This window comes from Mucilaginibacter sp. NFR10 (assembly GCF_900100445.1).
Lineage (GTDB): Bacteria > Bacteroidota > Bacteroidia > Sphingobacteriales > Sphingobacteriaceae > Mucilaginibacter > Mucilaginibacter rubeus.
The window spans coordinates 1-25,658 of record NZ_FMTV01000013.1; the positions used below are offsets into that span (position 1 = coordinate 1).

Annotated in this window: 20 protein-coding genes and 1 rRNA gene; 12 read left to right on the top strand and 9 right to left on the bottom strand. The window is 44.2% G+C overall.

The window, feature by feature from the left end; all coding sequences use genetic code 11:
* Positions 1-172: 172 nt before the first annotated feature.
* A 5S ribosomal RNA gene (gene rrf / locus BLP33_RS25700) occupies positions 173-284 on the top strand.
* A 578-nt stretch (positions 285-862) separates the two neighbouring features.
* Positions 863-3,280, top strand: a complete 2,418-nt coding sequence (locus BLP33_RS25705) for a glycoside hydrolase family 31 protein (protein ID WP_090534607.1) — start codon at positions 863-865, stop codon at positions 3,278-3,280.
* Between the two features lie 298 nt (positions 3,281-3,578).
* On the opposite strand, the gene BLP33_RS25710 is transcribed toward BLP33_RS25705, so the two are convergent.
* The 4 genes from BLP33_RS25710 to BLP33_RS25725 form a co-directional block, all read right to left on the bottom strand.
* A complete protein-coding gene (locus tag BLP33_RS25710) occupies positions 3,579-4,349 on the bottom strand; it encodes a TerC family protein (protein ID WP_090534610.1) in 771 nt (256 codons plus the stop codon).
* An 84-nt stretch (positions 4,350-4,433) separates the two neighbouring features.
* Positions 4,434-6,269, bottom strand: coding sequence for a glutamine--fructose-6-phosphate transaminase (isomerizing) (glmS, locus tag BLP33_RS25715; RefSeq protein WP_090534611.1), 1,836 nt, complete (start codon positions 6,267-6,269; stop codon positions 4,434-4,436).
* 190 nt (positions 6,270-6,459) lie between these two features.
* On the bottom strand, positions 6,460-7,812 hold the full coding sequence (locus BLP33_RS25720; protein WP_175490124.1) for a DUF4270 family protein: 1,353 nt from the start codon (positions 7,810-7,812) through the stop codon (positions 6,460-6,462).
* Positions 7,813-7,878: 66 nt separating this feature from the next.
* A complete protein-coding gene (locus tag BLP33_RS25725; RefSeq protein WP_090534615.1) occupies positions 7,879-8,703 on the bottom strand; it encodes a glycogen/starch synthase in 825 nt (274 codons plus the stop codon).
* A 153-nt stretch (positions 8,704-8,856) separates the two neighbouring features.
* On the opposite strand from BLP33_RS25725, the gene panC reads away from it, so the two are divergent.
* From panC to BLP33_RS25740, 3 genes are all read left to right on the top strand, one after another.
* Positions 8,857-9,687: a pantoate--beta-alanine ligase gene (gene panC, locus BLP33_RS25730; protein WP_090534617.1), complete on the top strand. Its 831-nt coding sequence runs from the start codon at positions 8,857-8,859 to the stop codon at positions 9,685-9,687.
* 150 nt (positions 9,688-9,837) lie between these two features.
* Entirely contained in the window at positions 9,838-10,188 is a 351-nt protein-coding gene (gene panD, locus BLP33_RS25735) for an aspartate 1-decarboxylase (RefSeq protein ID WP_090534618.1), read from the top strand.
* 25 nt (positions 10,189-10,213) lie between these two features.
* A complete protein-coding gene (locus tag BLP33_RS25740; protein ID WP_090534620.1) occupies positions 10,214-11,185 on the top strand; it encodes an energy transducer TonB in 972 nt (323 codons plus the stop codon).
* Positions 11,186-11,187: 2 nt separating this feature from the next.
* Here the strand turns inward: BLP33_RS25740 and BLP33_RS25745 are convergent, their stop codons facing one another.
* Positions 11,188-11,715 carry a hypothetical protein gene (locus tag BLP33_RS25745; RefSeq protein ID WP_090534622.1) on the bottom strand — a complete coding sequence of 176 codons (528 nt, stop codon included), beginning with the start codon at positions 11,713-11,715 and terminating at the stop codon, positions 11,188-11,190.
* A gap of 329 nt (positions 11,716-12,044) precedes the next feature.
* Here BLP33_RS25745 and carB point away from each other — a divergent pair, with 329 nt between their 5' ends.
* On the top strand, positions 12,045-14,861 hold the full coding sequence (gene carB, locus BLP33_RS25750; protein WP_090534624.1) for a carbamoyl-phosphate synthase large subunit: 2,817 nt from the start codon (positions 12,045-12,047) through the stop codon (positions 14,859-14,861).
* Positions 14,862-14,960: 99 nt separating this feature from the next.
* Positions 14,961-15,608, top strand: coding sequence for a hypothetical protein (locus BLP33_RS25755; RefSeq protein ID WP_090534627.1), 648 nt, complete (start codon positions 14,961-14,963; stop codon positions 15,606-15,608).
* A 23-nt stretch (positions 15,609-15,631) separates the two neighbouring features.
* Here the strand turns inward: BLP33_RS25755 and BLP33_RS25760 are convergent, their stop codons facing one another.
* Positions 15,632-16,096 carry a DUF4920 domain-containing protein gene (locus BLP33_RS25760; protein ID WP_090534629.1) on the bottom strand — a complete coding sequence of 155 codons (465 nt, stop codon included), beginning with the start codon at positions 16,094-16,096 and terminating at the stop codon, positions 15,632-15,634.
* Positions 16,097-16,319: 223 nt separating this feature from the next.
* On the opposite strand from BLP33_RS25760, the gene BLP33_RS25765 reads away from it, so the two are divergent.
* A complete protein-coding gene (locus BLP33_RS25765; protein WP_090534630.1) occupies positions 16,320-17,690 on the top strand; it encodes an NHL repeat-containing protein in 1,371 nt (456 codons plus the stop codon).
* Between the two features lie 251 nt (positions 17,691-17,941).
* Here the strand turns inward: BLP33_RS25765 and BLP33_RS25770 are convergent, their stop codons facing one another.
* Complete coding sequence (locus tag BLP33_RS25770; protein WP_090534633.1) at positions 17,942-19,474, bottom strand: serine hydrolase; 1,533 nt, start codon at positions 19,472-19,474, stop codon at positions 17,942-17,944.
* A 108-nt stretch (positions 19,475-19,582) separates the two neighbouring features.
* Between BLP33_RS25770 and BLP33_RS25775 the strand changes: the two genes are divergently transcribed.
* Both BLP33_RS25775 and BLP33_RS25780 read left to right on the top strand, forming a co-directional pair.
* Positions 19,583-21,766, top strand: coding sequence for a S9 family peptidase (locus BLP33_RS25775; RefSeq protein ID WP_371328335.1), 2,184 nt, complete (start codon positions 19,583-19,585; stop codon positions 21,764-21,766).
* Between the two features lie 112 nt (positions 21,767-21,878).
* Positions 21,879-22,373, top strand: coding sequence for a hypothetical protein (locus tag BLP33_RS25780; protein ID WP_139160079.1), 495 nt, complete (start codon positions 21,879-21,881; stop codon positions 22,371-22,373).
* A 90-nt stretch (positions 22,374-22,463) separates the two neighbouring features.
* Here the strand turns inward: BLP33_RS25780 and BLP33_RS25785 are convergent, their stop codons facing one another.
* Positions 22,464-22,874, bottom strand: coding sequence for a single-stranded DNA-binding protein (locus tag BLP33_RS25785; RefSeq protein ID WP_090534639.1), 411 nt, complete (start codon positions 22,872-22,874; stop codon positions 22,464-22,466).
* A gap of 24 nt (positions 22,875-22,898) precedes the next feature.
* Entirely contained in the window at positions 22,899-23,945 is a 1,047-nt protein-coding gene (gene mutY / locus BLP33_RS25790; protein WP_090534641.1) for an A/G-specific adenine glycosylase, read from the bottom strand.
* A gap of 395 nt (positions 23,946-24,340) precedes the next feature.
* On the opposite strand from mutY, the gene BLP33_RS25795 reads away from it, so the two are divergent.
* Positions 24,341-24,637, top strand: coding sequence for an HU family DNA-binding protein (locus BLP33_RS25795; protein ID WP_090534644.1), 297 nt, complete (start codon positions 24,341-24,343; stop codon positions 24,635-24,637).
* A 12-nt stretch (positions 24,638-24,649) separates the two neighbouring features.
* On the top strand, positions 24,650-25,504 hold the full coding sequence (locus BLP33_RS25800) for a tetratricopeptide repeat protein (RefSeq protein ID WP_090534646.1): 855 nt from the start codon (positions 24,650-24,652) through the stop codon (positions 25,502-25,504).
* Positions 25,505-25,658 lie beyond the last annotated feature (154 nt).

A 25,658-nucleotide genomic window follows, 5' to 3' on the forward strand; every position in this document is an offset into this window, starting at 1 on the left:
TGAACCATGAACTATCAACCACAAACAAACAACAAAGCTGTTGTTTTCTCTACATTCAATTCCTTCTTTCAATAATATGTCATTTATGAGGCTGAAAGGCCAAAGGATAAAGGCGAAAGGTAAGAAACCTTTAACCTTTTACCTTTAAGCTTTCACCTTAATAAAAAGAAATTCAGGTGCCTATATCGGCGGTGTCTACCTCTTCCCATTCCGAACAGAGAAGTCAAGCCCGCCAGAGCCGATGGTACTGCGGTAAAACGTGGGAGAGTAGGTCGGTGCCACCCTTTATCACCTTCAATGGTGCAACATTGCAAAAGCCTTAGCTAATTACTAAGGCTTTTTTGCGTTTACAAGCTTTTTTCATAATTCTGCCTCAATCCCGCCAATCAACTATTTACGGATCAAGCAGAAAAATTGTGGGGGAATTAAAAAAGTATTTACCCGGTGGCCCGGCGAAGGCATCGTCACCGGTAAAAAAACTGTCCCATTTTATAAGGCTGAACACTTGTTAAATTTCGCGCAATAATGATATTTATAAGCAGATTGTTACGAACGGGCCAAAACCTCCTTTCAGTCGACATGAACAGATTGCTATTGGTAATCAGTAAGTTATAAAACATCATTCCATTAGTAGAACACCCTGTTTTTAACATTGGAACACTGACAATATAGTATCACCACTTTGATTAAAAGGCGTGGTAATTGTATCACCTTTAAGATATACTCAATATTCGGGGCTTATAGTAGCTAACTGATAATTCGACAATAAAAAAATTACTCCAATTAAAAAAAGTAAGTTATATTCACGGTGTCAAATTAAGTGTTAATCTCACACTCAGTATAAACCAAATCAGTGATAATCATGATGTTTAAACAGGTATTTCATAAAGGCGCAAAAGTTAGGCAATCGATTGCGTGGTTCATTTTTCTTTTGGTTGGCTTGTCCGCCATGCCGGCTATGGCAGTTATTAAATCTTTCAAAAAATCGGCTGATGGCGTTGCTTTCACGCTCGACAAAGGTTTGATGAAAGTGCTTATCCGCAGGGACGATATCGTTGAAGTAAAATATACCATCTTTGATGCTTTTGAGACCAAGTCATCATTGGTTGTGAGTAATAAATGGGTTCAGCACTCAGCGTACCAGGTTACTGATGGGAAAACCGAGGTGGTTATTACTACGGCAAAGCTGAAAGTAAAGATCAATAAGGCTACCAATGCTATCACCTATACCGATTTGAAGGGTAACGTGATTACTGCCGAAGACAGCGACAATAAATCCATTACTCCGGCAACCATCGCGGGGATCAGCACTTATAACGTTACTACACAATTTGCGTCGCCGAAGGATGAGGCCTTGTTTGGTTTAGGCTGCCATCCCTTAGATTCTATGTCGATCAATTATAAAGGCCGTAACCAGGACCTGGCTATTAAATATCTTACAGGTGCTATCCCGGTGCTGGTATCAACAAAAGGCTATGGCTTAATGTGGGATAACTATTCGGCCAGTAATTTTTATGGTGCCGAAGCGGACAACACTAAATTTAAATATGTATCCGAAAGCGGTAAACAGGTTGATTATTTCTTTTTTTACGGCCCTGGCTTTGACCATATCATCGATCTTTATCGTACAGCTACCGGCAAAGCGCCGATGTTTGGTAAATGGGCTTACGGTTTGTTTCAATCGCAGGACAGGTATCTGAGCGAGGACGAGATCCTTACTGTAAAGGATAATTACCGCAATAATCACATCCCTGTTGACGTGATTGTGCAGGATTGGTACTATTGGGACCCATTGCCGATAGGTTCACATGTAATGAAACCGGAACGTTACCCGCATCCACAAAAATTGGTTGATGCTTTGCACGCGGCCAATATCCACGCCATGATCTCCATCTGGCCGGTGTTTGGCAAAGGCACTCCTAACTATGACGCGCTGAACAAAATGGGAGGTTTAACTGATATCACCTGGGATAACGTGGTTACCCATACTTTTGATACTTATTACGATGCCCATAACCCTAAAGCCCGTGAACTTTACTGGGACCAGGCCCGCGACAGCCTCATTAAGCGCTACGGCTGGGATGCCTGGTGGATTGATCAGTGCGAGCCGGATAATGGCGCGTTGCTTGACGCCCGCCGTCAAAGTAATTTTGCTATAGGCAAGGGCATTGATTATTTTAACACTTATTCCCTACAACACACCAAAGGCGTATACGAAGGCTGGCGAAGGGATATTCCGGGTAAACGTGCTTTCTTTTTGGTAAGGCAGTCTTTTGCCGGCGAGCAGCGCAACGCCTCTACATTATGGTCGAGCGATATTGAATGTACTTTTCATGATTTTAAAGACCAGGTACCACAAGGTATTAATACCTGTACCTCTGGCATCCCTTACTGGACGTCAGACATCGGCGGTTATCACTATCACTGGAAACCTGCCGATTGGTCGCAGCCGGATAAGCGCGAGTTATTTACCCGCTGGTTCCAGTTCGGTACGTTTTGCCCTATTTTCCGCATCCACGGTAAAGGTGAGCGCGCTATCTTCAGCAAAAACTGGGATGAAAATACAAGATCGATCCTGCTTAACTTTGATAAACTCCGTTACCGTTTGATGCCATACATTTACTCACTGGCAGGCCGTGTAACTAACGATAACTATACCATTATGCGTTCGCTGGCATTTGATTACCGCGGCGACAGCAAGGTTTACGGCATTCCTGACCAGTATATGTTTGGGCCGGCCTTTATGGTTAACCCGGTAACCGAACAACTATATACTTCAAGTGATGCGGATAAAAAAGCCAAGGCCCGCCAGGTTTACCTGCCTGCCGCCAGCAAATGGTATAACTTCTGGACTGGCGAGCTGCTTGACGGCGGCCAAACCATCAGCGCCGCGGCACCTATCGAGATTTTGCCATTATATGTAAAAGCAGGCTCAATTATACCAATGGGCCCGGATGTTGAATATGCTACCGAAAAACCAAACAGCAATATCGAGCTTCGGATTTACCCCGGCGCTAATGCCTCATTTAAGTTTTATGAGGATGAAAACGATAACTACAATTACGAAAAAGGACAATCAGCTACATTTACGTTAAGCTGGAACGATAAAACACGTAAACTTAGCATATCCGATACTAAAGGTCATTTTCCGGGCCAGCTGAAAAGCCGCACGTTTAATATTGTGATGGTTAAAGGCGCTCATGGCTCGGATGTAGCTTTAACTGCCAAGGCTGATAAGGTTGTTAAATATGCAGGTAAAGCGATGGTAGTGGCGCTATAGATTTGTCATTGGGTCATTAAGTCATTCATCGAGTTAGCCGCACCCAAACCCTCTCCAAAGGAAAGGACTTTAAGAAATGCCGCTTTTTAAGTCTCCCTTTTTTGGGGAGACTTAAAGGGGCTAACGCGTTATCTATCCATGACATAATAAAAGAAGAGGTGTCATGCTGAGGTTCTCGAAGCATGGTGGGCAGGCCTCTGCGCGCGAGTCTTCGACGGGCTCAGACTGACAGGCCCCTTTTGTCATTTCTCCTTCAGAGATAACCGGATTTAAATACTCACATTGAGATGTTTTTTTATTATCCTTTCTTCACCACCTTCTTTCCCTTATTCGCTTTCATTTTTAAATTCAGCACCTCTACCAAAACAGAGAACGCCATGGCGAAATAGATGTAGCCTTTAGGGATATGCTGTTCAAAAGCTTCGGCCAAAAGCGAAACGCCAATCAGCAGCAGGAATGACAGGGCCAGCATTTTTACAGTAGGGTGCTTGTTTACAAATGAGGCTACCCCGTTTGATGCCCACATCATAATGCCTACGGCTATAACAACGGCCAGGATCATAATCTCCACGTGTCTGGCCATTCCTACGGCGGTGATCACCGAATCGAGCGAGAAGACGATGTCCAGCAGCATGATCTGGATGATTGTGCCCCAGAACGAATGCTTTTTTACTGCGCCTTCGTTTTCTTCTTCACCTTCAATTTTATGGTGGATCTCGGCAGTACTTTTATAGATCAGGAACAGGCCGCCGATGATCAGGATCAGGTCGCGGCCGGAAATAGCCAATTTTTCAACCCATTCCGGGCTGGTAATACTCAAAACCGAACTTAGGTTAAACAAGGGGGCGGTAAGCGTCATTACCCAGCTAATGGATAATAGCAGCAGGATACGGGTGATCATGGCCATGCCCAAACCAATCCGCCTGCCCTTGCTTTGCTGGGCGGCAGGCAATTTATCAGACAGGATGGAAATAAATATCACGTTATCGATCCCTAAAACGATCTCCAAAAGCGTAAGTGTGATCAGGGAAATCCAGGACTCGGCCTGGGCAAACATTTCAAAACTCATAGGTAGCAGGTATTTGTTTCTTCCCAAAAATAACAAAACCCCTGCCGTTACTGGCAGGGGCTGGTAAAAATCTGATTTTATTCCTTATTCAACGGTAACCGACTTGGCCAGGTTACGGGGCTGATCAACATTACAGCCGCGCATTACAGCTATGTGATAAGCCAGTAACTGCAGCGGGATGGTTGCAACTAACGGTACAAACGCCTCATTGGTTTGCGGAATTTCTATCACATAATCGGCCATGCCTTTTACTTCGGTATCGCCTTCGGATACAATAGCAATTACGTGGCCTTTGCGGGCTTTTACTTCCTGTATGTTACTGATCACCTTTTCGTACGATGAATGTTTAGTGGCGATGAATACTACAGGCATTTCGTCGTCAATTAAAGCGATAGGGCCATGTTTCATCTCGGCGGCGGGATAACCTTCGGCATGGATGTAGGAGATCTCCTTGAGCTTTAAAGCGCCTTCCAGGGCTACAGGGAATGAACTGCCTCTGCCCAGGAACAGGCAATTGGTCGAATCTTTAAACCGGGCCGCGATTTGCCGGATATGTTCGTTTGATTTCAGCGCCTCCTGTACCAGGTTCGGGATCTCGTTTAAGCCGGTTAAATATTCAACCATTTTGCTTTGGGTGATTTTACCCCGCTGCTGGGCTATATAAAAAGCTATTAGTGTTAACACGCTTACCTGGGCGGTGAAGGCTTTGGTGGATGCTACGCCAATTTCGGGCCCGGCATGGGTATAAACGCCCGCATGCGTTAAACGCGGAATAGATGCGCCGACCACATTGCAAATGCCGAAAATGGTAGCGCCTTTTTCCTTAGCCAGTTCAATGGCGGCCATGGTATCTGCTGTCTCTCCCGATTGGGAAATGGCTATCACCAGGTCTTTTTCGGTAATGATTGGGTTGCGGTACCTGAACTCGGAGGCATATTCAACTTCTACCGGCACACGCGCATATTCCTCAATCAGGTATTCGCCTACCAAACCTGCATGCCAGGAGGTGCCGCAGGCCACGATAATGATCCTGTCAACGTTTTTAAGCTTCTCGGTGTATTCCTTAATACCACCCAACTGAACTTTACCCTGCTGAGGGTAAATACGGCCGCGCAGACAGTCGCGGATGGAACGAGGCTGCTCATAGATCTCTTTCATCATGAAATGGTCGTAGCCGCCTTTCTCCAGCATTTCCAGCTTTAAGTCCAGTTCCTGGATATAGGGGGTCTGTACCGAATTGTCGATGTTTTTTACCAGCAGGTTTTCACGGTGTACATAGGCAATTTCGTTATCATTCAGGTAAATCACATTTTTAGTGTACTCCACAATAGGTGTAGCGTCTGAAGCTATGAAGTATTCGCCTTTGCCTACGCCAATTACCATCGGGCTGCCTTTACGGGCTGCAATAAGCAGATCGGGCTCATCGGCACTCATGATAACGATGGCATATGCGCCAATTACTTTGTTTAAAGCCACGCGCACGGCGTCTTTCAAATCAAGGCCGGTTGCTTTTTGGATATCCTCAATCAGGTGTATTAAAACCTCGGTATCCGTATCGCTTTTAAAAACATGGCCTTTTGCAGCAAGGGTTTCCTTGATCACGCCATAGTTTTCAATAATACCGTTGTGGATAATGGTAAGCCTCCTGTCGCCCGATGAATGGGGGTGCGAGTTACGGTCGCTCGGTTCGCCGTGGGTGGCCCAGCGGGTATGGCCCATTCCAATTGTCCCCTTCAGGTCAATCCCCTTCACAAAATTTTCAAGGTCCTCAACTTTGCCGGCCTTTTTATAAACTTTAAGGTCATGATCAAGCAGGGCAACACCGGCACTGTCATAGCCCCGGTATTCAAGCCTGTGAAGCCCTTTTATAACGATGGGATAAGCATCTCTGAATCCTATATAACCAACAATTCCGCACATAAAATAATCAAGTATAAATGTTAAACGCCGCAAAATAAACAGCTATATAACACATATCTGCAATAATTATTTTGATTTTTTTAGAAAATGAGGAAGTTTTGAAATACTTAAAAAAGTATTTTAAGAAGTGTGTTTGTCTTAAACAAAAAAATCCCCTAAGCGGGGATTCTTTTGTTTATTGAGAGATATCTTACTTGCGCACCTTGGTGTAAATGATGTTCATGCGGATGCTATAACCCGGGGTTGACTTATCACTCCCCACTATTACCGTACGGGCTGCCGTTTGTGTTGACGGCCCCACATCAATACCTGTTGTGGTGTTAATAAGTGTAGTATCAACCGGGGCAATATAAGTACCATAATCTATAGTCTTTTTACGGATCAGGTCCTGAACAAAAGCTGTAACCAGGAAGTGGTATTCTTTTTTGGTACGATCATAACGGCCGCCAAATAAACTTGTTTGCGAACGCGGGTCACTTGCCGAAGCATCCTGTATCAGTGCCCGTTGTTTGGCTATATCCAGCTTGTACATGGTAAGCTTAGGTAAAGGCGCATAAGGTACACCTGAACCGGCACGTGGTGTTATCACAATTTCGGCACGGTTTAATACTACCGATGAGTCAACAAGCTTGTCAAGGCCCGGGAAACTAAGCTTAGCCCTTAAGCCTGCAAGCCCCTGGAGGTAAACAGTATTTTGTGATGTTGTCGTATTATTCAGTGCTGCCTGGATAGTAGTACTGTAGGTATGGGTAATTTCGGCAGCACGGTTAAAGAACGGCAGGGTTACCGATGCCGTATCAATGGCGCTGGATGTTGTACTGGTGGAGGCAGTAACAACCTTATAAAAAACATCAATGTGAGATGATGCAAGATTAAGCTGGATAATACCGCCGGCATCGCTGGCCTGTGCCTTGTCTAATGAAAGGTAAAGGCCTTTTACAGTACTTTGAAAAGTTGTTGGTGATGCAAGTACAGCACCGCTTGCATTAAACAGGTTGTTATAGATAAAGGCTTTACTAAGCGGCACACGTAACTGAGGTGCTACGCGCTGAACGGTATCTAATGTGTCGGTACGGATGCGTGCTATGGTGATACTATCATGCGTACGGGCTGTGAAGGTCTTGGAGCCAAGCAAAGTGCCCAGGTCGGCATCCCAGTGGTTATTACTGTAGTAGGATTTACTTTCTACCTTTTGTTGAAGCTGATACACGTTTATTTTATAGCGTGAAGCCAGCGAATCACCATAAAAACCGTCCGAATATCTAAGCACAAGTACAGCCGAGTCAATTGTCAGGGTGCCTGCAGGAACAGTGTAAGCGGCGCCGTTAGGCAAGTTAACACCTAAAGCAACAATGCTTTTTGTTGTGCCGAATACCGGGTCGGTAAAGTTGGCAAGCGGTGTCCGGTTTTGACCCGAGGTAGCCGCGGTGTCATCAACAACAGTGTTAATAACGATGTTGGTATCAACTATCAGGTTGCCATTGATCTCGTTTTGATCATTGACGCCCAAACCAATACCATCCTGGCGTTTACAACTGTTCAAAATAAAAAGACTTATTAACAGGGTCAATAAGTCTAATCGGAAAAATTTCATATATAATATTAAGTCTTATGCAACATCCACCAATTCGTCGTTGGTAATTTCGTCGTAAAAATTGTAATAATTTTCGAAATCTGCGGTAGAATCAAATTCTAAAACCGATTTATTGCTGTTTTTAACATTATTTAACACATCTGCATCAATATCAGGGCTGCCCAAAACGATACCGTCTGAGTAGTGGATTGCACCGGCATACAAGGCCGAATTGGTACCGCCTTTGTACGGCTCCACATGTTGCTCGTTCATATTGCTCATGATGGCTTTTGTAGCAAAGTCATTGTGCAATTGCTCTTTAAAATCATTTTCATAAATAGAGTAAATGATTTTTGAGTGCTTAAATGTAGGATCGTCTTTGTAGGTTGTTTTTAGATAAACAGGCACAAGCGCGCTCATCCAGCCATGGCAATGGATCACATCCGGCGCCCAGCCTAATTTTTTAACAGTTTCTAATGCACCTTTGCAAAAGAAGATCATACGCTCGTCATTGTCGGCGTAAAATTTACCTTCCTTGTCTGCAAACACATGCTTACGCTGAAAATATTCTTCATTATCCAAAAAATACACCTGCATACGCGCCGCCGGGATAGATGCTACTTTGATGATCAGCGGGTTATCATTATCGTCGATAATAATATTCATACCCGACAACCTGATCACTTCATGAAGCCTGTTCCTGCGCTCATTGATATTGCCGAAACGCGGCATAAGGATACGGATTTCGTAACCTTTCTCCTGCATGGCCTGCGGAAGTTGGCGTGTTATTTCAGCAATTTTTGTGAGTTCAAGGAAAGGGGACATTTCATGAGTTATAAACAAAAGCTTAGATTTACCCATCACTAAATCAGTATTTAAAATGTAAAGAAGTCAAAAAATTTGAGTTTGCAAATATAACTATTATTATATAAACTGCCAACGAATTATGCAAGTAACTTTTGGTTATTTTTAATCAATTGTACACCTTTGCCAAATTTTGTAACACCTATTACGTTGAAAATATTCAGCACAAAAAACGAGATAACCGATTATTTTAACCGTAAGCCGGTAAAAGTAATTGGCTTTGTACCAACCATGGGCGCATTGCACAAAGGGCACCTGGGTTTAATTGAACTGGCAAAGCAGCAAAGCACCCAGGTTGTTTGCAGTATTTTTGTAAACCCTACACAGTTTAACGATCCTAAGGACCTTGAAAAATACCCCCGCCCTATAACAGATGATATCCGCCGCCTGGAAGAAGTTAACTGCGATATTTTGTTTAATCCGCAGGTTACCGAGATGTATGCTGATAATGAAAAATGGCATTTTGACATGGGCGATCTGGAATACCTGCTGGAAGGAAAATTCAGGCCCGGGCATTACCAGGGAGTTACTCAGGTAGTAAATAAGCTGTTCAATATTGTGAAGCCCGATATCGCTTTTTTCGGGCAGAAGGATTATCAGCAGTTTATGGTGATCAGTAAAATGGTTGAGGTGTTGGAGATGCCCGTTAAGCTGGTGATGTGCCCGATTGAGCGTGAGCCCGACGGATTGGCCATGAGCTCAAGGAACATCCACCTCACCCCATATGATAGGGAACACTCGCTCATTCTCTCCAAAGCACTTAACTGGGTTAAGGAAAACTTCGATATTAAAAAAATTGACAGCCTGCAACAGCAGGCAGCTCAAATGATCGGCAGCGAACCCGGCGTTGAGCTGGAGTATTTTGAAATAGCCGATGGCAAAACGCTGCATCATGCCACCCCTGCATCCGAAACTATTGTTGCCCTTGTTGCAGCACGCGTAGGTAAAACAAGATTGATTGATAATGTGTTGATTGGGTAGCGTGTGGTTCATAGATCATGGTTCATGGTTTTTAGCAAAATTGCTGGTAGTGGGTTGGTTTAGAATAACCATAAACTATTTACAATCAGCTAACAATTACTATGAACTATCAACTATGAACCATGAACTAAATATTCCTAACTTTGCGCCATGATAATTGAAATATTAAAGTCCAAAATTCACCGGGTTAAGGTAACGCAGGCCGAGTTGAACTATGTGGGCAGTATCACTATTGATGAAGACCTGATTGAGGCTGCAAATATCATCCCCAATGAAAAGGTTCAGATAGTGAACAATAATAACGGCGCCCGCTTTGAAACCTATGTTATCAAAGGCGAACGCGGAACAGGCACCGTATGCCTTAACGGCGCTACCGCCCGCCTGGCACAGGTTGGCGACATTGTGATCATTATGTCATACGCCTACATGGAGGTTGAAGAAGCCCGGAATTATGAGCCAATTTTGATATTTCCCGATTCAGATAATAAATTGATTAAGTAAATTAGCGGCGCCTAAGCCGCAATTTATGAAACCGCTTTTTACAATCACCCTTTTTCTTCTTATTGCAACCGGGGCCTATGCCCAGCGCCAAAACGTTTACTTTATAAAAAATAACGGTAAGTATGTTGGTATACGTGATAGTGCCGACTATATCCGTGTGGTGCGTGAGCCAGACTCGGCTTCAACGCTATATAATGTTTTTGAATTTTATCCCAGCGGCTCTCAAAAACTCATCGGAAAATCTGTAAAGATCGATCCGCCGCAATTTGAAGGGCAATGTGTTACTTACTATGCTAATGGCAAAAAGCAATCGGTTATCAGCTATAAAAACGGGGTAAAGGCAGGTGAGGATATGGAATTTTATCCCAATGGCAGGTTATACGCGCAGTTTTCGTATCCCGAAGATAATAAAGACCGTACAGCCGACAGGTCTGGCAATTACCTCATCATAGCCAATAAAGATTCGTTGGGAAACGACCAGGTTTCTGAAGGTAATGGCTACTTTAAAGGTTACGATAACAAATTTGGTTATGTTGAAGAAGAAGGACCTGTAAAAGGCGGTAAACGCGATGGACAGTGGAAAGGTGATTTTCAAGACTTCAAAACTACTTTTACCGAAATTTATGATAACGGGGTGTTGATATCAGGCACAGCGACAACTAAAGAGGGAAAAGTTAATACTTACCTGAAATCTCGTGGGGTGCCTCCGCAATTTAAAGGCGGACTTGAGCGCTTCGGCAGGTTTTTATCAAATAATATCAAATATCCCGATGATGCCCTTCGTAAGGGTATTGAAGGTACTGTGGTACTTTCTTTCGTTGTAGAAAAGGATGGAACATTAACAGATATTAAAGTGAGTAAATCTGTTGCTCCCATTATTGATGATGAAGCTGTGCGGGTGCTCAATAACTCGCCAAAATGGGTTCCGGGAACACAATTTGGCGTTCCGGTTAGGGTTAGATACAGCGTGCCGGTTTCTTTTGCGATAGGCAGGTAAGCTTAATTAGCCGGGTACGATCCAATTCCTAATGATACCTTCAGGCTCGCATCAGTTGCCGTAGCTTTACGCAGACGGTAAACCATCCGGATGCGCACGCTTGGCTGCCGCACCAGTTCGTCTAAAAAGTGTGAGTTGTCAATGTCAAGTACTATGCTGTTGCCGGCGTTGGGTTGGATATCTTTACGTATGGCCACCATCACCTCTTCGCTGCCATCATTTTTAGCCATGTATACCCTTAATGACGCTATATTGCCAATGTTATAATCTGATGGGTCGCTCGATTGCAGTTTGGCTGATATGATGCGCACCTCGCTTATCCTGCTGGCATTGTTGCCATCTTTAGTAAAATCCTGGTCAAAGCTGTTACCCGTGCTTATTGCGGTTTCAGGTTCATCAACTTTGGCCGACGCCGGGATAACCATAGTAGCGGTATACGGGAATGTTGATTTAACAACTGATTGCAGCATAGCACAGCTGCCCCAAAATAAAATAGCCGCAAGCAACGGAAAAACAGACTTCTTTATCATAGTCCTTAAATATAACGTATTTGCGCCCTGGCGCAATTACAGGTTCAATTGGAAATTACAGGCCGGGCTGTAAGTAAATATAGTGAGATTTTACGGAAATAGTAAGCCTATTGTTTTAAGAAAATGTGCTCCGAAACTTAAAAAAGGCCCGGTGTTATGGCGACAATATTAAATCTGAAAAAAAACATGAATGGTGTTTGTTAAAACTCTATCTTTGCACCCCGACGCTGAAGTCGGGATTTCTTGGCTTTCAGCGCATAGGAAAAACCGTTTAAAGGCTTAGCAGCCTTTGACTTTTGACTTAGAACTTTTGACTTAAAAAAAGCCCTATGCCCAAAGACACCTCCATCAAATCCGTTCTGATCATTGGCTCCGGCCCAATCATTATCGGCCAGGCTTGCGAATTTGATTATTCCGGCTCACAAGCCGCTCTCTCGTTAAAAGAAGAAGGCATCTCCGTTTCTATTATTAACAGCAATCCGGCAACTATCATGACGGATAAAGTTATCAGCGATCATGTTTACCTTCTGCCGCTCACCTGCGAAAGCATTGAGAAGATTTTAACCGAACAGCAGATAGACGCTGTGCTGCCTACCATGGGCGGTCAAACCGCGTTGAACCTTTGTATCGAAGCGTCTGAACGCGGCATTTGGGAAAAATATGGCGTTAAAGTTATCGGTGTAGATATTGCCGCCATTGAAAAAACCGAAAACCGTGAGGCTTTCCGCCAGCTGATGGTTGACATCGGCGTAGGGGTTGCCAAATCAAAAATCGCCAACTCTTTCCTTGAAGGTAAAGAAGGCGCGCAGGAAATTGGCTTCCCGCTGGTTATTCGCCCAAGCTATACACTGGGTGGTAAAGGCGCGGGTTTCGTTCACAAAAAAGAAGATTTCGACGCTGCCCTTAACCGTGGCTTACAGGCTTCACCAACCCACGAGGTATTGGTTGAACAGGCAGTATTAGGCTGGAAAGAGTACGAATTGGAATTGCTGCGCGATAGCAATGACAACGTGATCATCATCTGTTCTATCGAGAACTTTGATCCGATGGGTATCCACACCGGCGACTCGATCACTGTAGCCCCTGCCATGACCCTGAGCGATCGTTGCTACCAGGAAATGCGTAACCAGGCTATCAAGATGATGCGCGCCATCGGTAACTTTGCCGGCGGTTGTAACGTGCAGTTCTCGGTAAACCCTGCCGATGAAGCGATCATCGCTATCGAGATTAACCCGCGTGTATCACGCTCATCAGCCCTTGCTTCAAAAGCTACCGGCTACCCAATCGCTAAAATTGCTGCTAAGCTGGCGATAGGTTACAACCTTGATGAAATTGAAAACCAGATCACCAAAACCACTTCGGCTTATTTTGAACCTACTTTGGATTATGTGATCGTTAAAATACCTCGCTGGAACTTTGATAAGTTTAAAGGCGCTAATAAAGAACTTGGCCTGCAGATGAAATCGGTAGGTGAGGTGATGGGCATTGGCCGCAGCTTTACAGAAGCCTTGCAGAAAGCCTGCCAAAGCCTCGAGATCGGTCGTGCCGGTTTAGGTGCCGACGGTCGTCAGAGCCGCAACCTCGAAGAGATCATGGCCAGCCTTGAGCACCCAAGCTGGGACAGGCTATTCCACATCTATGACGCCCTGAGCCTTGGTGTGCCAATCGAATCGGTACGTAAAGTAACCAAGATCGACCGCTGGTTCCTGAACCAGATCCAGGAGTTGGTTAACCTGGAAACAGAGCTTCGCCGTTATTCATTGAACAACGTTCCTGAGGAGTTTCTGTACACGCTAAAACAAAAAGGTTTCTCTGATGTGCAGATAGCACACATTTTAGGTAACGTAACCGAGGAAGATGTTTACCAGCGCCGCAAAGCCCTGGGCATGCACCGCGTTTACAAAATGGTTGATACCTGCGCTGCCGAGTTCCCTGCTAAAACTCCATACTACTATTCAAGCTACGAAGGCGAAAATGAGTCGGTAGCATCTGACAGGAAAAAGATCATCGTATTAGGCTCAGGCCCTAACCGTATAGGCCAGGGTATCGAGTTCGACTACAGTTGTGTGCACGGTTTACTTGCTGCTAAAGAAGCAGGCTTTGAAGCCATCATGGTTAACTGTAACCCTGAAACAGTATCAACCGACTTTAACATGGCCGATAAGCTGTACTTTGAGCCGGTTTACTGGGAGCATGTACGCGAGATCATCGAGCTTGAAAAACCTTATGGGGTAATTGTTCAGCTGGGTGGCCAAACTGCGCTTAAAATGGCCGAGAAAATGCACGAGCACGGCATCCGGATCATCGGTACATCATTCAATGACATGGACATTGCGGAAGACCGCGGCCGTTTCTCCGACCTGCTGAAAGATCTTGACATCCCCTACCCTAAATACGGTGTAGCCGAAAGTGCGGAAGAAGCGCTTGAAGTTGCCCACAAGGTTGGTTACCCGGTACTTGTACGCCCAAGCTACGTATTAGGCGGGCAAGGTATGAGTATCGTGATCAATGACGAAGACCTGGAGAAAGCAGTGGTAAGCCTGCTGCGCAACCTGCCGGGCAACCGCGTGCTGATCGACCACTTCCTTGACCGTGCCGCCGAGGCCGAATCTGACTCGATCAGCGATGGTGAGGATGTACACATTGTTGGGATCATGGAACACATTGAGCCTGCGGGGATCCATTCGGGCGATTCATTCGCTGTATTGCCTCCGTTTGATCTGTCGGACAATGTAATCCACCAGATAGAAGAATATACCAAAAAGATAGCTAAAGCGCTTAACGTACGCGGTTTGCTTAACATACAATTCGCGGTTAAGGATGATAAGGTATATGTGATTGAGGCCAACCCGCGTGCTTCACGTACCGTGCCTTTCATCGCCAAAGCTTATGATGTGCCATACATCAACATAGCCACAAAAGTTATGCTTGAGGCCAATAAGCTGAGCGACTTTACCATCGAACGCAAGCTTTGGGGTTATGCCATCAAAGAACCGGTGTTCTCGTTTGATAAGTTCCCTGAAGTTACCAAGGAGCTTGGACCTGAGATGAAATCAACAGGTGAGGCTATCCGCTTTATCCCTAACCTGCAGGACCCATACTTCAGACACCTGTACAAAGAGAAATCAATGTATTTGAGTAAATAATTAAAACATTAAATTGCAGCCTTTGTAGTTTAATTGCTAATAACGTGAACCTGCAACCCTAATTGCAGGTTCACTATTGTTGTATTTAGTTGCTATAGATTGAAAGTTAATACGGCTAATGGTCAGGAAATCAACCTGAAGAGTGTTGATCCTGAAGATATGGATGGTGTTTTAATGAAAATTGAAAAATCATTTAACATCAGTTTAAACGATACATCGGTAAACGATGTGCAAAACTTTGGTAAACTTTGCGACGTTGTTGTTGAAAAAGTAAAAAAAACAAATGATGGCTGTACCACACAGCAGGCGTTTTACAAACTCCGTAATGCCATCAATGCATCATCGGGGTATGATAAGGATATCATAAAGCCCCAAACCAAACTCGCTGATCTTTTTCCGCGCGATAGCCGTATTGAGGCTGTGGCCGCTATTGAAGAAGAGATGGGTTTCCAGATCCGGTTGCTTCAGCCCAAGCAATGGATAGTTAACCTGTTTTCCATGATATTGGTGGTTAGCTTTGTTTTGGCCTTTTATTACCTGGCCATAGGTATTGCCGGTATGGTAATAGCCGGGATAGGTTTAAGGCTGGCCGGACGTTTTGGCAAAGAGATGCATGTAAAAACCATCGGCGACCTGGCCGAAAAAATTGCCCGTGAACATTATATGAAATGCAAACGCGAAGCATCTGCAGTAAACAAAAACGAGGTTTCTGAAAAATTAAGGCAGCTCATTGTAACAAACGGGTAGGTGTTTATCCCGCTTGAATAGCTTTATTTATCTACCATTAATCCTTTTACTTCAAAGCTGACCCTTCGGCCGGGGTTGGTATTTACCTTATGCTGTTTTTTGCCGCTAACCGTATCGCCGGCCATGTGCTGCAGGTCGTCGGCAATAAATAGTTTGGCTGCTATCCCCGAAATGATTACCGTACGGCCCGCCAATTGCCTGGGGAGGTTTATCCCTGCATTGGTAAAATGGGCTGTTATAACCCGGTTGTTACCCGCATCCATTTCAAACCAGCCACCTTTTTCTTTGGTTACTTTAATAACCCTGCCGCTAACGGCCGTAGTGATCCGCGTTTTTTTTCCCATAAAAGCTTCCAGTTTAGAGGCGGGCATTAAGGCTATTGTGTCGGGCTTTTCGCCAAATATCATTCCGTGGGGCAGCGGCACGTGTTTTTGTGCAATAACTGTATTGGCTATCAAAATGGATATGAACAGCGTTATGAGTTTCATAGTAAATTAATAACAGGCATACACCAAAAATGTTGCCGGGATTTGATGGTTTTGCCCCCGTATAAAAACAGTTAATCGTTTTTATTTGCGTTTGCAGGGCGGCGGAGCCTTTTGGTAAGTAATAAGTATGTTAATATTTGTTAAAATGTTACTTTAAAGTAATTTGCTACGTATTGATAAGTTAATTTTGCTTACTTACTACATATAACTTTTAAACTAACTCGTGAAAAAAAGCTTTACCAAAACAATTTTATTTGCCGCGTTTTTATTTGCCGTTGCTTTGGCCGGCACAAGCTGTGGTAAAAAAGGAAACGTTACGCCTGTAACCGTGCCTGATTTAACCACAATGGATGTGGTTACTACCGAAAGTGGAACCATAGCCTATACAGGCGGTTTATTTAATGGATCGACTGACGTAAGCCTGAGCAGCTACGGTATTTGTTACAGCGCCACCAATCAAACTCCTACTACTGCCGATAAGAAAACCACCGATACGGTAATTCTGTACGCTTATACTACAAAACTTACCGGTTTAAGCCCTAAAACAACTTATTATGCACGGGCATATGCTGTAAACAGCGCGGGTACAGGCTACGGTAAAGTGGTACAGTTTACCACCGGCGATGGTACAACATCGACAGGAGGAACAGTTAGCACATTGGCGGGCAATACCGCGGCCGACTTTGTTGACGGTTTGGGCGGCGCCGCTCTTTTCAACAGTCCGCAGGGGATAACCGTGGGTGCCGACGGCAATATTTATGTAGCCGATTCATTTAACAGTGCCATACGCAAGGTTACTGCAGCAGGAGATGTTACTACACTTTCGGGCAATGGTAGCATTGGCTATGTTGATGGCCCTATAGCTGCCGCGCAGTTTTATGCTCCGCAAAGTTTGGTTACCGATGCAACGGGCAATATTTATGTAGCCGATTACGGCAATAATAATATCCGTAAAATTACCCCGGCAGGTGTGGTAAGCACTTTTGCAGGCAGCGGCGATGCCGGATATGCCGATGGTACGGGCACCAAAGCAACGTTTAACAGTCCGCGCGGGTTAGCAATTGATGGCTCCGGAAATATTTTTGTGGCCGATTTGGGTAATAACCTGATCCGCAAAATAACCCCGGCAGGTGTTGTTACCACATTTGCAGGCAGCAGGGGCGCAAGTTACCTGGATAATGCAACCGCAACCAGCGCTACTTTCAATAAGCCTAACGGCATAGCTATTGATGCCAATAATAATATATATGTAGCCGAAACGCTTAATCATGCCATTCGTAAAATAACCCCGGCGGGCGTTGTTACTACTTTTGTTGGCGGTAATAAACGGACCGGAGTTGTTGGCAACCCGTCGGCCATTGCGTTTGATAAAAGCTGGAATCTCTTCATAGCCGATCAGAATGGCAGGATCCTGGAGATTACCAAGGATAAAGTATTAAAAGTAATTGCCGGTAACGGAACAAGCGGTTTTGTAGAAGGTGTGGGCACTGCAGGGATTTTTAATTCGCCGCAGGGTATTGCAGTTGATGCCGGCAACAATGTTTACGTAGCCGACTATTATAACAACCGCATCCGTAAGATTGTGCTGCAATAAGATTTAATTGTTTAGATATTTTTTCAGCGGGATAGTTTTTCTTTCGGGAAAAATTATTCCGCTTTTTTATGTGGGATTTTTAAATTTTCAAATCCCCTCTTGAGAGGGGGCGCGAAGGGGAGAGCGTTAGCAGGGGTGTGTTTATGTAATTAGCTTATCAAAGCAGAGACACACCCCTTCGCCCCTCTCAAGAGGGGAGCCGCACAATCCCACGCTTTTGTTAGCTCATCTTTATCTTATTTAACCCTGCTTTAATTCTTCTTAAAATCATACGCGCCCCGCTCTACAAAATCAGCCACTTTTACGCGTACTCCCGTAACCTCGCCGTTTTGTACCATGAACGGAAATACAGCTTTCCCCAGTGTAGGGTCAGAAAAAGTCACATAAAAGCGGTTACCGCCCAGTGGTTTTAGCAAGGCATACATTTTAGGGTGATGTTCAAAGCGCATTTCGAGGTTGTTGCCCTCGCCCTGGGTAACCTCCATGCTGCCATAAAAATCGTTGCTGTACTTGCCAATGTATTTGTTTGGCAACAACATTGGTTTGGGGTTTAAAAGTACAGAATCCTTCAGCTTTTTATCTTCAGCCTGTTCGGTTGCGATATTGGCTTTGTATTGTTTTAAATAACCTTCGCTGTAATTGCGGAAGGGTTGTTTGAAATAAGCATCTAAAATATCCCAGCGCAGGGCCTCAAACAACTGGTTCTGATCGGTATTGGTTAATATGATGATGCCCAGGTTATCCTGCGGCGAAAGCGTTACTGACGACAAATAGCCGTTAACCCCGCCATCATGCATCACCAGCCTGTGGCCCGAGTAATCCTGGATAAACCAGCCTAAGCCATAAAGCTCAAAGTTATTTTCGCCATTCATATGATGAACACTACTCACGATATCCTGCGGCACACGTGTTGCCTGGATGGCTGCGGAAGGGATCACCTGGCGCTGCCCAACCTTACCGTCGTTCAGTAAAGCAAGTACCCATTTGCTCATGTCATTTACCGATGAGCTGATAGATCCCGCAGGTGCGATCCCATCTATCTGGCAATAAGGGATTGGCGTAAGCCTGCCGTCGACAATAGTATGCGGCACCGTGCGGTTTAAGGATGTTGGCAAATCCTTGCTTAGGGCCAAAGTATTGCCCATGCCCAGTGGTGCAAAAATGGCTTCCTTTAAGTAAGCTTCCCATGAGTGCCCGTTGGTAACCTTCGGAATGATCTCGCCGGCCGTTAAAAATGCCGCGTTGGTATATCCCCAGCGTGTACGGAACGGATAAGTAGCTTTAAGCTTGCCCAAACGCTGAATTACCTCCTGGCGTGTAAGGTTGGTATTGTAAAAAGTAAAATCGCCCTGAAATGTCCGGAAGCCGAGGCGGTGGCAAAGGAGATCTCGCACTATTACCTGGTCGCTTGCGTTTTTGTCTTCCAGTTTAAATTCAGGTATGTATTTGGTTACCTTGTCATCTAATGACAGTTTTTTGTTTGCCTCCAGCATGGCAAGCGCTGTTGCCGTGAAAGCCTTGGTATTGCTGCCTATCATGAACAGGGTATTTTCATCAACTTTGTTCATGAGGCCAAGCTCTTTAATACCATAACCTTTCATTAGCACAACCTTGTTATCTTTCACAATACAAACAGCTATGCCTGGCACGCGCCAGTTGGTTAAGGCCTTGCTGATATATAGGTCTAAACTGTCTTTAATGAACTTGCTCCTGTCGGCCCGCTGGGCATTTACCGATGCGAAAAATAACATGCAAGCAGCGAGCAATAGAGGTATTTTTTTCATTACAGAGGGCTTTAGAGTTCTTTATTGTGCTAATTTAACGCAAAATTTACAGTGACGTTATTTAATAAATAAAAATAACGCCGCTCTATTAATTCAAACTAAATGTATATGAAATTTTACCGTTCGGGATTATTTTTCCTTACTGCGCTATTGTTAATCTTACTGCAAAATACGGCCCGGGCGCAACGGGCCGCCGTTAACTGGACAAAAGACGGCTACCAGTATTACCGTATAACCGGCGGGCAAATCATCATGATCGATGCCCGCGATACCTCAAAAAAAACTGTTTTTATCACCAAAGAAGAATTGACGCCTGCAGGCAAAGCGCCTATCAGTGTTAAAAGGTTTACGGTGAGCGATGATAACAAAAAAGTGCTCATTAATACCAATACCAAAAAAGTATGGCGTTATGATACCCGCGGCGATTACTGGGTTTATGATTCAAACACCAAAAAACTTTGGCAGTTAGGTAAAAACCTGCCGGCATCGTCACTGATGTTCGCCAAATTTTCGCCCGATGGCAGTAAAGCTGCTTACGTAAGCGGGCATAATATCTACATGGAAAACCTGGCCGATGGCACAGTAAAACAATTAACTACCGATGGTACCCAAACGCTTATCAACGGTACTTTTGACTGGGCTTATGAGGAAGAGTTTGGCTGCCGAGATGGTTTCCGCTGGTCGCCGGATAGCAAATCAATTGCGTACTGGCAATTAGACGCCAGCAAGATCAAAACCTATTTGATGCTGAACACCACCGATTCGGTTTATCCCTATGTTGTGCCGGTTGAGTACCCTGTTGCGGGCGAAGATCCAAGCTCATGTAAAGTGGGCGTTGTTAACACCGCTACCGGTACAACTACCTGGATCAATGTACCCGGCGATGCTGTGCAGCATTACATCCCTAATATGGAATGGGCCGATAACTCAAACGAAGTTATTCTTGAACAACTAAACCGTGCACAAAATGAAAGCCGCGTGTTTATAGGCAACGTGTCAAACGGTACCACCCGCGTAATCCGCGAAGAACACAACGATTCATGGATTGACGTTAAAGCGCGTGTAGCCGGCGGCGACCCGGTAGGCTGGGGCTGGATTGAAAAAGGTAAAAGTTTTTTATGGCTGAGCGAAAAGGACGGCTGGCGCCATTTGTATAAAATAACCCGCGAAGGCAAAGAAAGCCTGATCACCAAAGGTAACTATGATGTGATTGGCATCGACATGATCGACGAAGCTCTGGGTTATGTATACTTTATTGCTTCGCCGGATAATGCTACACAGAAATATCTTTACAAAATAAAATTAAGCGGCGGCACGGCCGAGCGTGTTTCGCCTGCTGATGAACCGGGCACGCATAGCTATGATATTTCGCCGAATGGCAAGGTTGCGCTGCATAATTTCAGCAACAGCTATACCCACCCGCAAAGCGAGGTGATCAGTTTGCCAGCTCACAAGCATATCGGCGGTACCGTAATAGCCATTGATAAAAACGCTAAAAATAAACCCGAGTTTTTCAAAGTAAAAACTGTTGATGGCATTGAAATGGACGGCTGGATGGTAAAGCCAACCAATTTCGACCCCAATAAAAAATACCCGGTACTGTTTACCGTTTATGGCGAACCGGCCGGACAAACCGTAACGGATACCTGGGGGACAGGCCGTAACAGGCTGTATGAAGGCAGTATGGCCGATGACGGGTATATTTACATGTCGGTTGAAGGTCGTGGCGCTCCAGCCCCTAAAGGCACAGCCTGGCGCAAGGCTATTTACAAGAACATAGGTATCATCAACATCCGCGATCAGGCTATGGCTGCCAAAGAGATCATTAAATGGCCATTTGTCGATTCAGCCCGTATAGCAGTGCACGGCTGGAGCGGTGGCGGTTCATCAACCCTTAACCTGATGTTCCAGTATGGAGATATTTATAAAACAGGGATAGCGGTAGCGGCGGTAGGCAACCAGCTTACTTATGATAACATTTACCAGGAGCGTTACATGGGCGTACCAACAGATGATGCCGGCCGTGCAGTGTTTATCAAAGGTTCGCCGGTTACTTATGCTAAGAATTTGAAAGGCAACCTGCTTTACATTCACGGTACGGGCGATGATAATGTGCATTACAAAAATGCCGAGCTGCTGATTGATGAACTGGTGAAATACAACAGGCAGTTTCAGCTAATGTCGTACCCTAACCGTACGCACTCGATATCGGAAGGCGAAGGTACAACACAGCATTTGCGCACGTTATTTACACAGTATCTGAAAGCTAAATGCCCTCCGGGAGGAAGATAACATATTAACAGGCAAAGCCCTCATATAGTCCATTATATGAGGGCTTTTGCGTTTGCCGGGAAAAAGAATATGCTGCTGTATCATTATGCTTTTTTTGAGCGTAATCATTGATATGAAACAAATTACGAATCCTGCCAAAGTGTTAGGCTTGTTAGCCATTGTTTTAGTAACCGCTTTTTGGGGCTGCCATAAAGAGAGGGCAACAAACAGCGAGCTAAACATATCCGGAAAATGGATTGTTCCTGCTGCTTTTTCAAAACAATGGACACAATATGAATACGATTTTAAAACCGATCACACATTTGAAGGTACTGTGACCAGTATCGACTCGGTTTCCAAAAAGCTTATCGGAACAGCGTCAAAAAGGGTTGGAAAGTATAAAATCCAGAATTCGATATTAACCTTGTATGATATAACCGATTATCAAAATAAAAACAATGCTTTTGGTCCGGTTTCCGAACTGGCGGCGGTTAGCAACGTCATTGCGGTAACGGCGAACTACACTATGGTTTTAAATGCCGGAGGGAATGTACTTACGTTGACATATATATGCGGACCGGCCGACGATTGTACCGCGCCACAGGGTGTGAACTATTTTAAGCAATAACCGATTTATAATTCTGCGGGATATGAAAAATGCCAGTGACAAGTGTTACCGGCATTTTTTCTTTGGGATGTTTTAGTAAGTATCGGTAATTTAATAGTCTTCGGCATTTAAATGATCTATAAACGAGTCCCCATTTTTTGAGGGTGATTTTAACGGCTCGGTATCAAAATCACTCTTGCGGCCAAGCATAGTGAAGTTTTCGGCCACAATTTCGGTAGTATATTTTTTTATACCTTCCTTATCCTCAAATGAGCGGGTGCGGAGTTTGCCCTCAATATAAACCAGCTTCCCTTTTGAAAGAAACCTGGCCGCTACTTCTGCCAGTCCCCGCCACATTACAATATTATGCCATTCGGTTTGTTCAACCTTGCGGCCATCTTTGTTAAAAGTTTCGGAAGTAGCTAAAGGGAAACTCGTAACAGATACGCCACCTTCTAAATTCCGCACTTCAGGGTCTTTGCCTAAGTGGCCAACGAGTATTACTTTGTTTATTCCAGACATGCCATAAATTAACGCAAAATTATTTTACAAATTAAAAATATTTTTTAATAATATAAAAATGATTTTTGGTAAAGCTAACTCCGGCAGGTTTTGAACGTTAATTTTAACCCAGTTTTCGTGCGTTTTGAGTGGCTGGTTTTTGATTTTTATCAGCCTTACAAAAAGCCGCTGATGGGTAAGGATGTGTTTATGCACCGGCGAGATTTCAGTAGCTTCAATATCATCACCAAAAACAGCTAAAACTTCGGGTTGTTTCAATAGCGCTGTCAGGGTTAAAAGTGAGCTTGTTTCTACCATAGGTAAGTCAAACATATTGGCCCAGATGTCTTTATCGCCCCTTTTGTTCATCAAAATGGTGTCGCCGTTGGTTACCAGGAAATAATTAAAAAAGCGCTCACGCACTTTTACAGTTTTTAATTTCACCGGAAGTGCGGCTACAGCATTGGTGTTGAAGGCCACGCAGCCCAGGCGGACAGGGCAAATACCACAGGCCGGATTTTTAGGTTTGCACAGCATGGCGCCAAACTCCATCATGGCCTGATTGTGCAGTCCCGGCATTTTCTTATTAAGAAAATCAGTGGCAGTCTGTTGAAATGTTTTTTTACCCCCGGTTGAGTTGATTGGTTCATAGATACCCAGGTATCGCGCCAGTACACGATAAACGTTACCGTCTACCACGGCTTTGGCTTCATTAGCCGCAAACGAAGCGATGGCGGCAGCCGTATATTCGCCAATACCTTTTAGTTTTATCAGTTCATTATAGCTATCCGGGAAACGGCCGTTATGGAGTTCCTGTACCAGCCGGGCTGTTTTAAGCATGTTGCGCCCCCTGGAGTAGTAACCCAGTCCCTGCCACAGCTTCAGGATTTCATCTTCATGAGCAGCGGCAAAACTGCTTACATCAGGATATTTTTCCAGGAAGCGATAAAAATATGGCATACCCTGTTCTACCCGGGTTTGCTGCAGTATGATTTCAGATAGCCAGATCACATAAGGATCGGTAGTATTACGCCAGGGCAGGTTTCGTTTGTTGTTTAAGTACCATTGTACCACTTCGTCGGTAAAATTCATTGTTGTAAAAGTAATTAAGAAACAAGAAGGCAGGAAACAAGAAGGCAAGAATCAGGAAGCAAGAGGAGAGGGCAGGAGGCATAGTCATGAAGCAGACAATCAATATTTAAAAATCAGGCGATAAATATTGGCAACTAACCTGTGAAAGTACAAGGCCTTTGCTACCAGTTGGATTGATAGATTTTCACACTTTTTTTCACACTTCTTTACACCGGCAAATTGATGTTTAACCAGTAATTTATAAGCCTCTCATACTCAAAATTGTAACGAAAATGTAGGTTTTACGGCCCTGGCAAAAAAAAACGGATAAATATTTCGCTGTTAACGGATAAAGCAATACTTTTGCAACCCCAAAACAGTTAAGTATTTATAAAATTAAATTAAGTAAATAAGATATGACTAAGGCAGAAATTATAACTGAAATCTCATCAAAAACAGGTATAGAGAAAGTAGACGTGCAGGAAACTGTTGAGGCGTTTTTCAAAGTTGTTAAAAGCTCAATGGTTGGCGGCGAAAACGTATATGTAAGAGGGTTCGGTAGCTTTGTGGTTAAAAAAAGAGCTAAGAAAACAGCACGTAACATTTCAAAAAATACTGCCATCATTATCCCTGAGCACTTTGTGCCAAGCTTTAAACCGGCCAAAACTTTTGTTGAGAAAGTAAAGTCAGGTAACAAAACCAGCAAAAAATAATTATACGCCATCATGAATAAAAAACAAATAGTCGTTAGTGCAGCCGTAGTTGTTATTATGGGCTATTTGTATTGGTTGCCCGTAAAAGGTTTGGTAAAACCAAAAGACGATAAAAACGGCAAACCGGCCATGGCCGCCTCTGCAGGCGCTGTTAAACCGGCAGCTAATGTTACCGTTGATATGGTGTCGGCCCCTGCCAAAGCAGCTATTGGGGATGCATTGGCGGCTAAGATCAATGACCTTGAAGCCCAGTTAAAAAAAGCATCAGACGCAGATGCGCCATCTTTGCAAGCGCAGCTTGCCAAGCACTGGGATGATGTTAACCAGCCCGCACCTGCAGCGTTTTATTACCAGGCATTAGCCCGTAAAGAAAACAAGGTACAAGACTGGATAAATGCAGGTAACCGTTTTAATGATGCATATAAACTTACACAGGATACTTTATTTCAACCTGCGTTTGCGAATGATGCTGCCGAAGCATTTCAAAATGCTTTGAAATTACAACCCGAAAGCCTTGAAGGCAAAACCGGGTTGGGCATAGCTTACGTTAATGGCGCAGCAGGCCCTATGCAGGGTATAGCGCTGTTGCTTGAGGTTGTTAAAAAAGACCCGAAAAATTGGAACGCTAACCTTAACTTAGGTATGTTCGCCATGAAATCGGGTCAGTATGAAAAAGCGGTAAGCAGGTTTAAAACACTGCTTGCGCAAAAGCAGGAACTGGAACCTACTTTCTATTTAGCCGAAAGCTATAAGCAATTAGGCATGAAAAAGGAAGCTATTGACGCTTACCAGAAATGCAAAGAAATGATGCCTGACCCTGTTTTCAGTCAGCGCATTGATGGATATATTAAGGAATTAAATAACTAACACACATTTTAAAATTATTATTATGCCGAGCGGTAAAAAACGTAAAAGACACAAAATGGCTACCCACAAACGTAAAAAACGTTTAAGAAAAAACAGACATAAAAAGAAATAAGCATTTATGTTAAGTCGATAGTTCTTAGTCTTAAGTACAAAG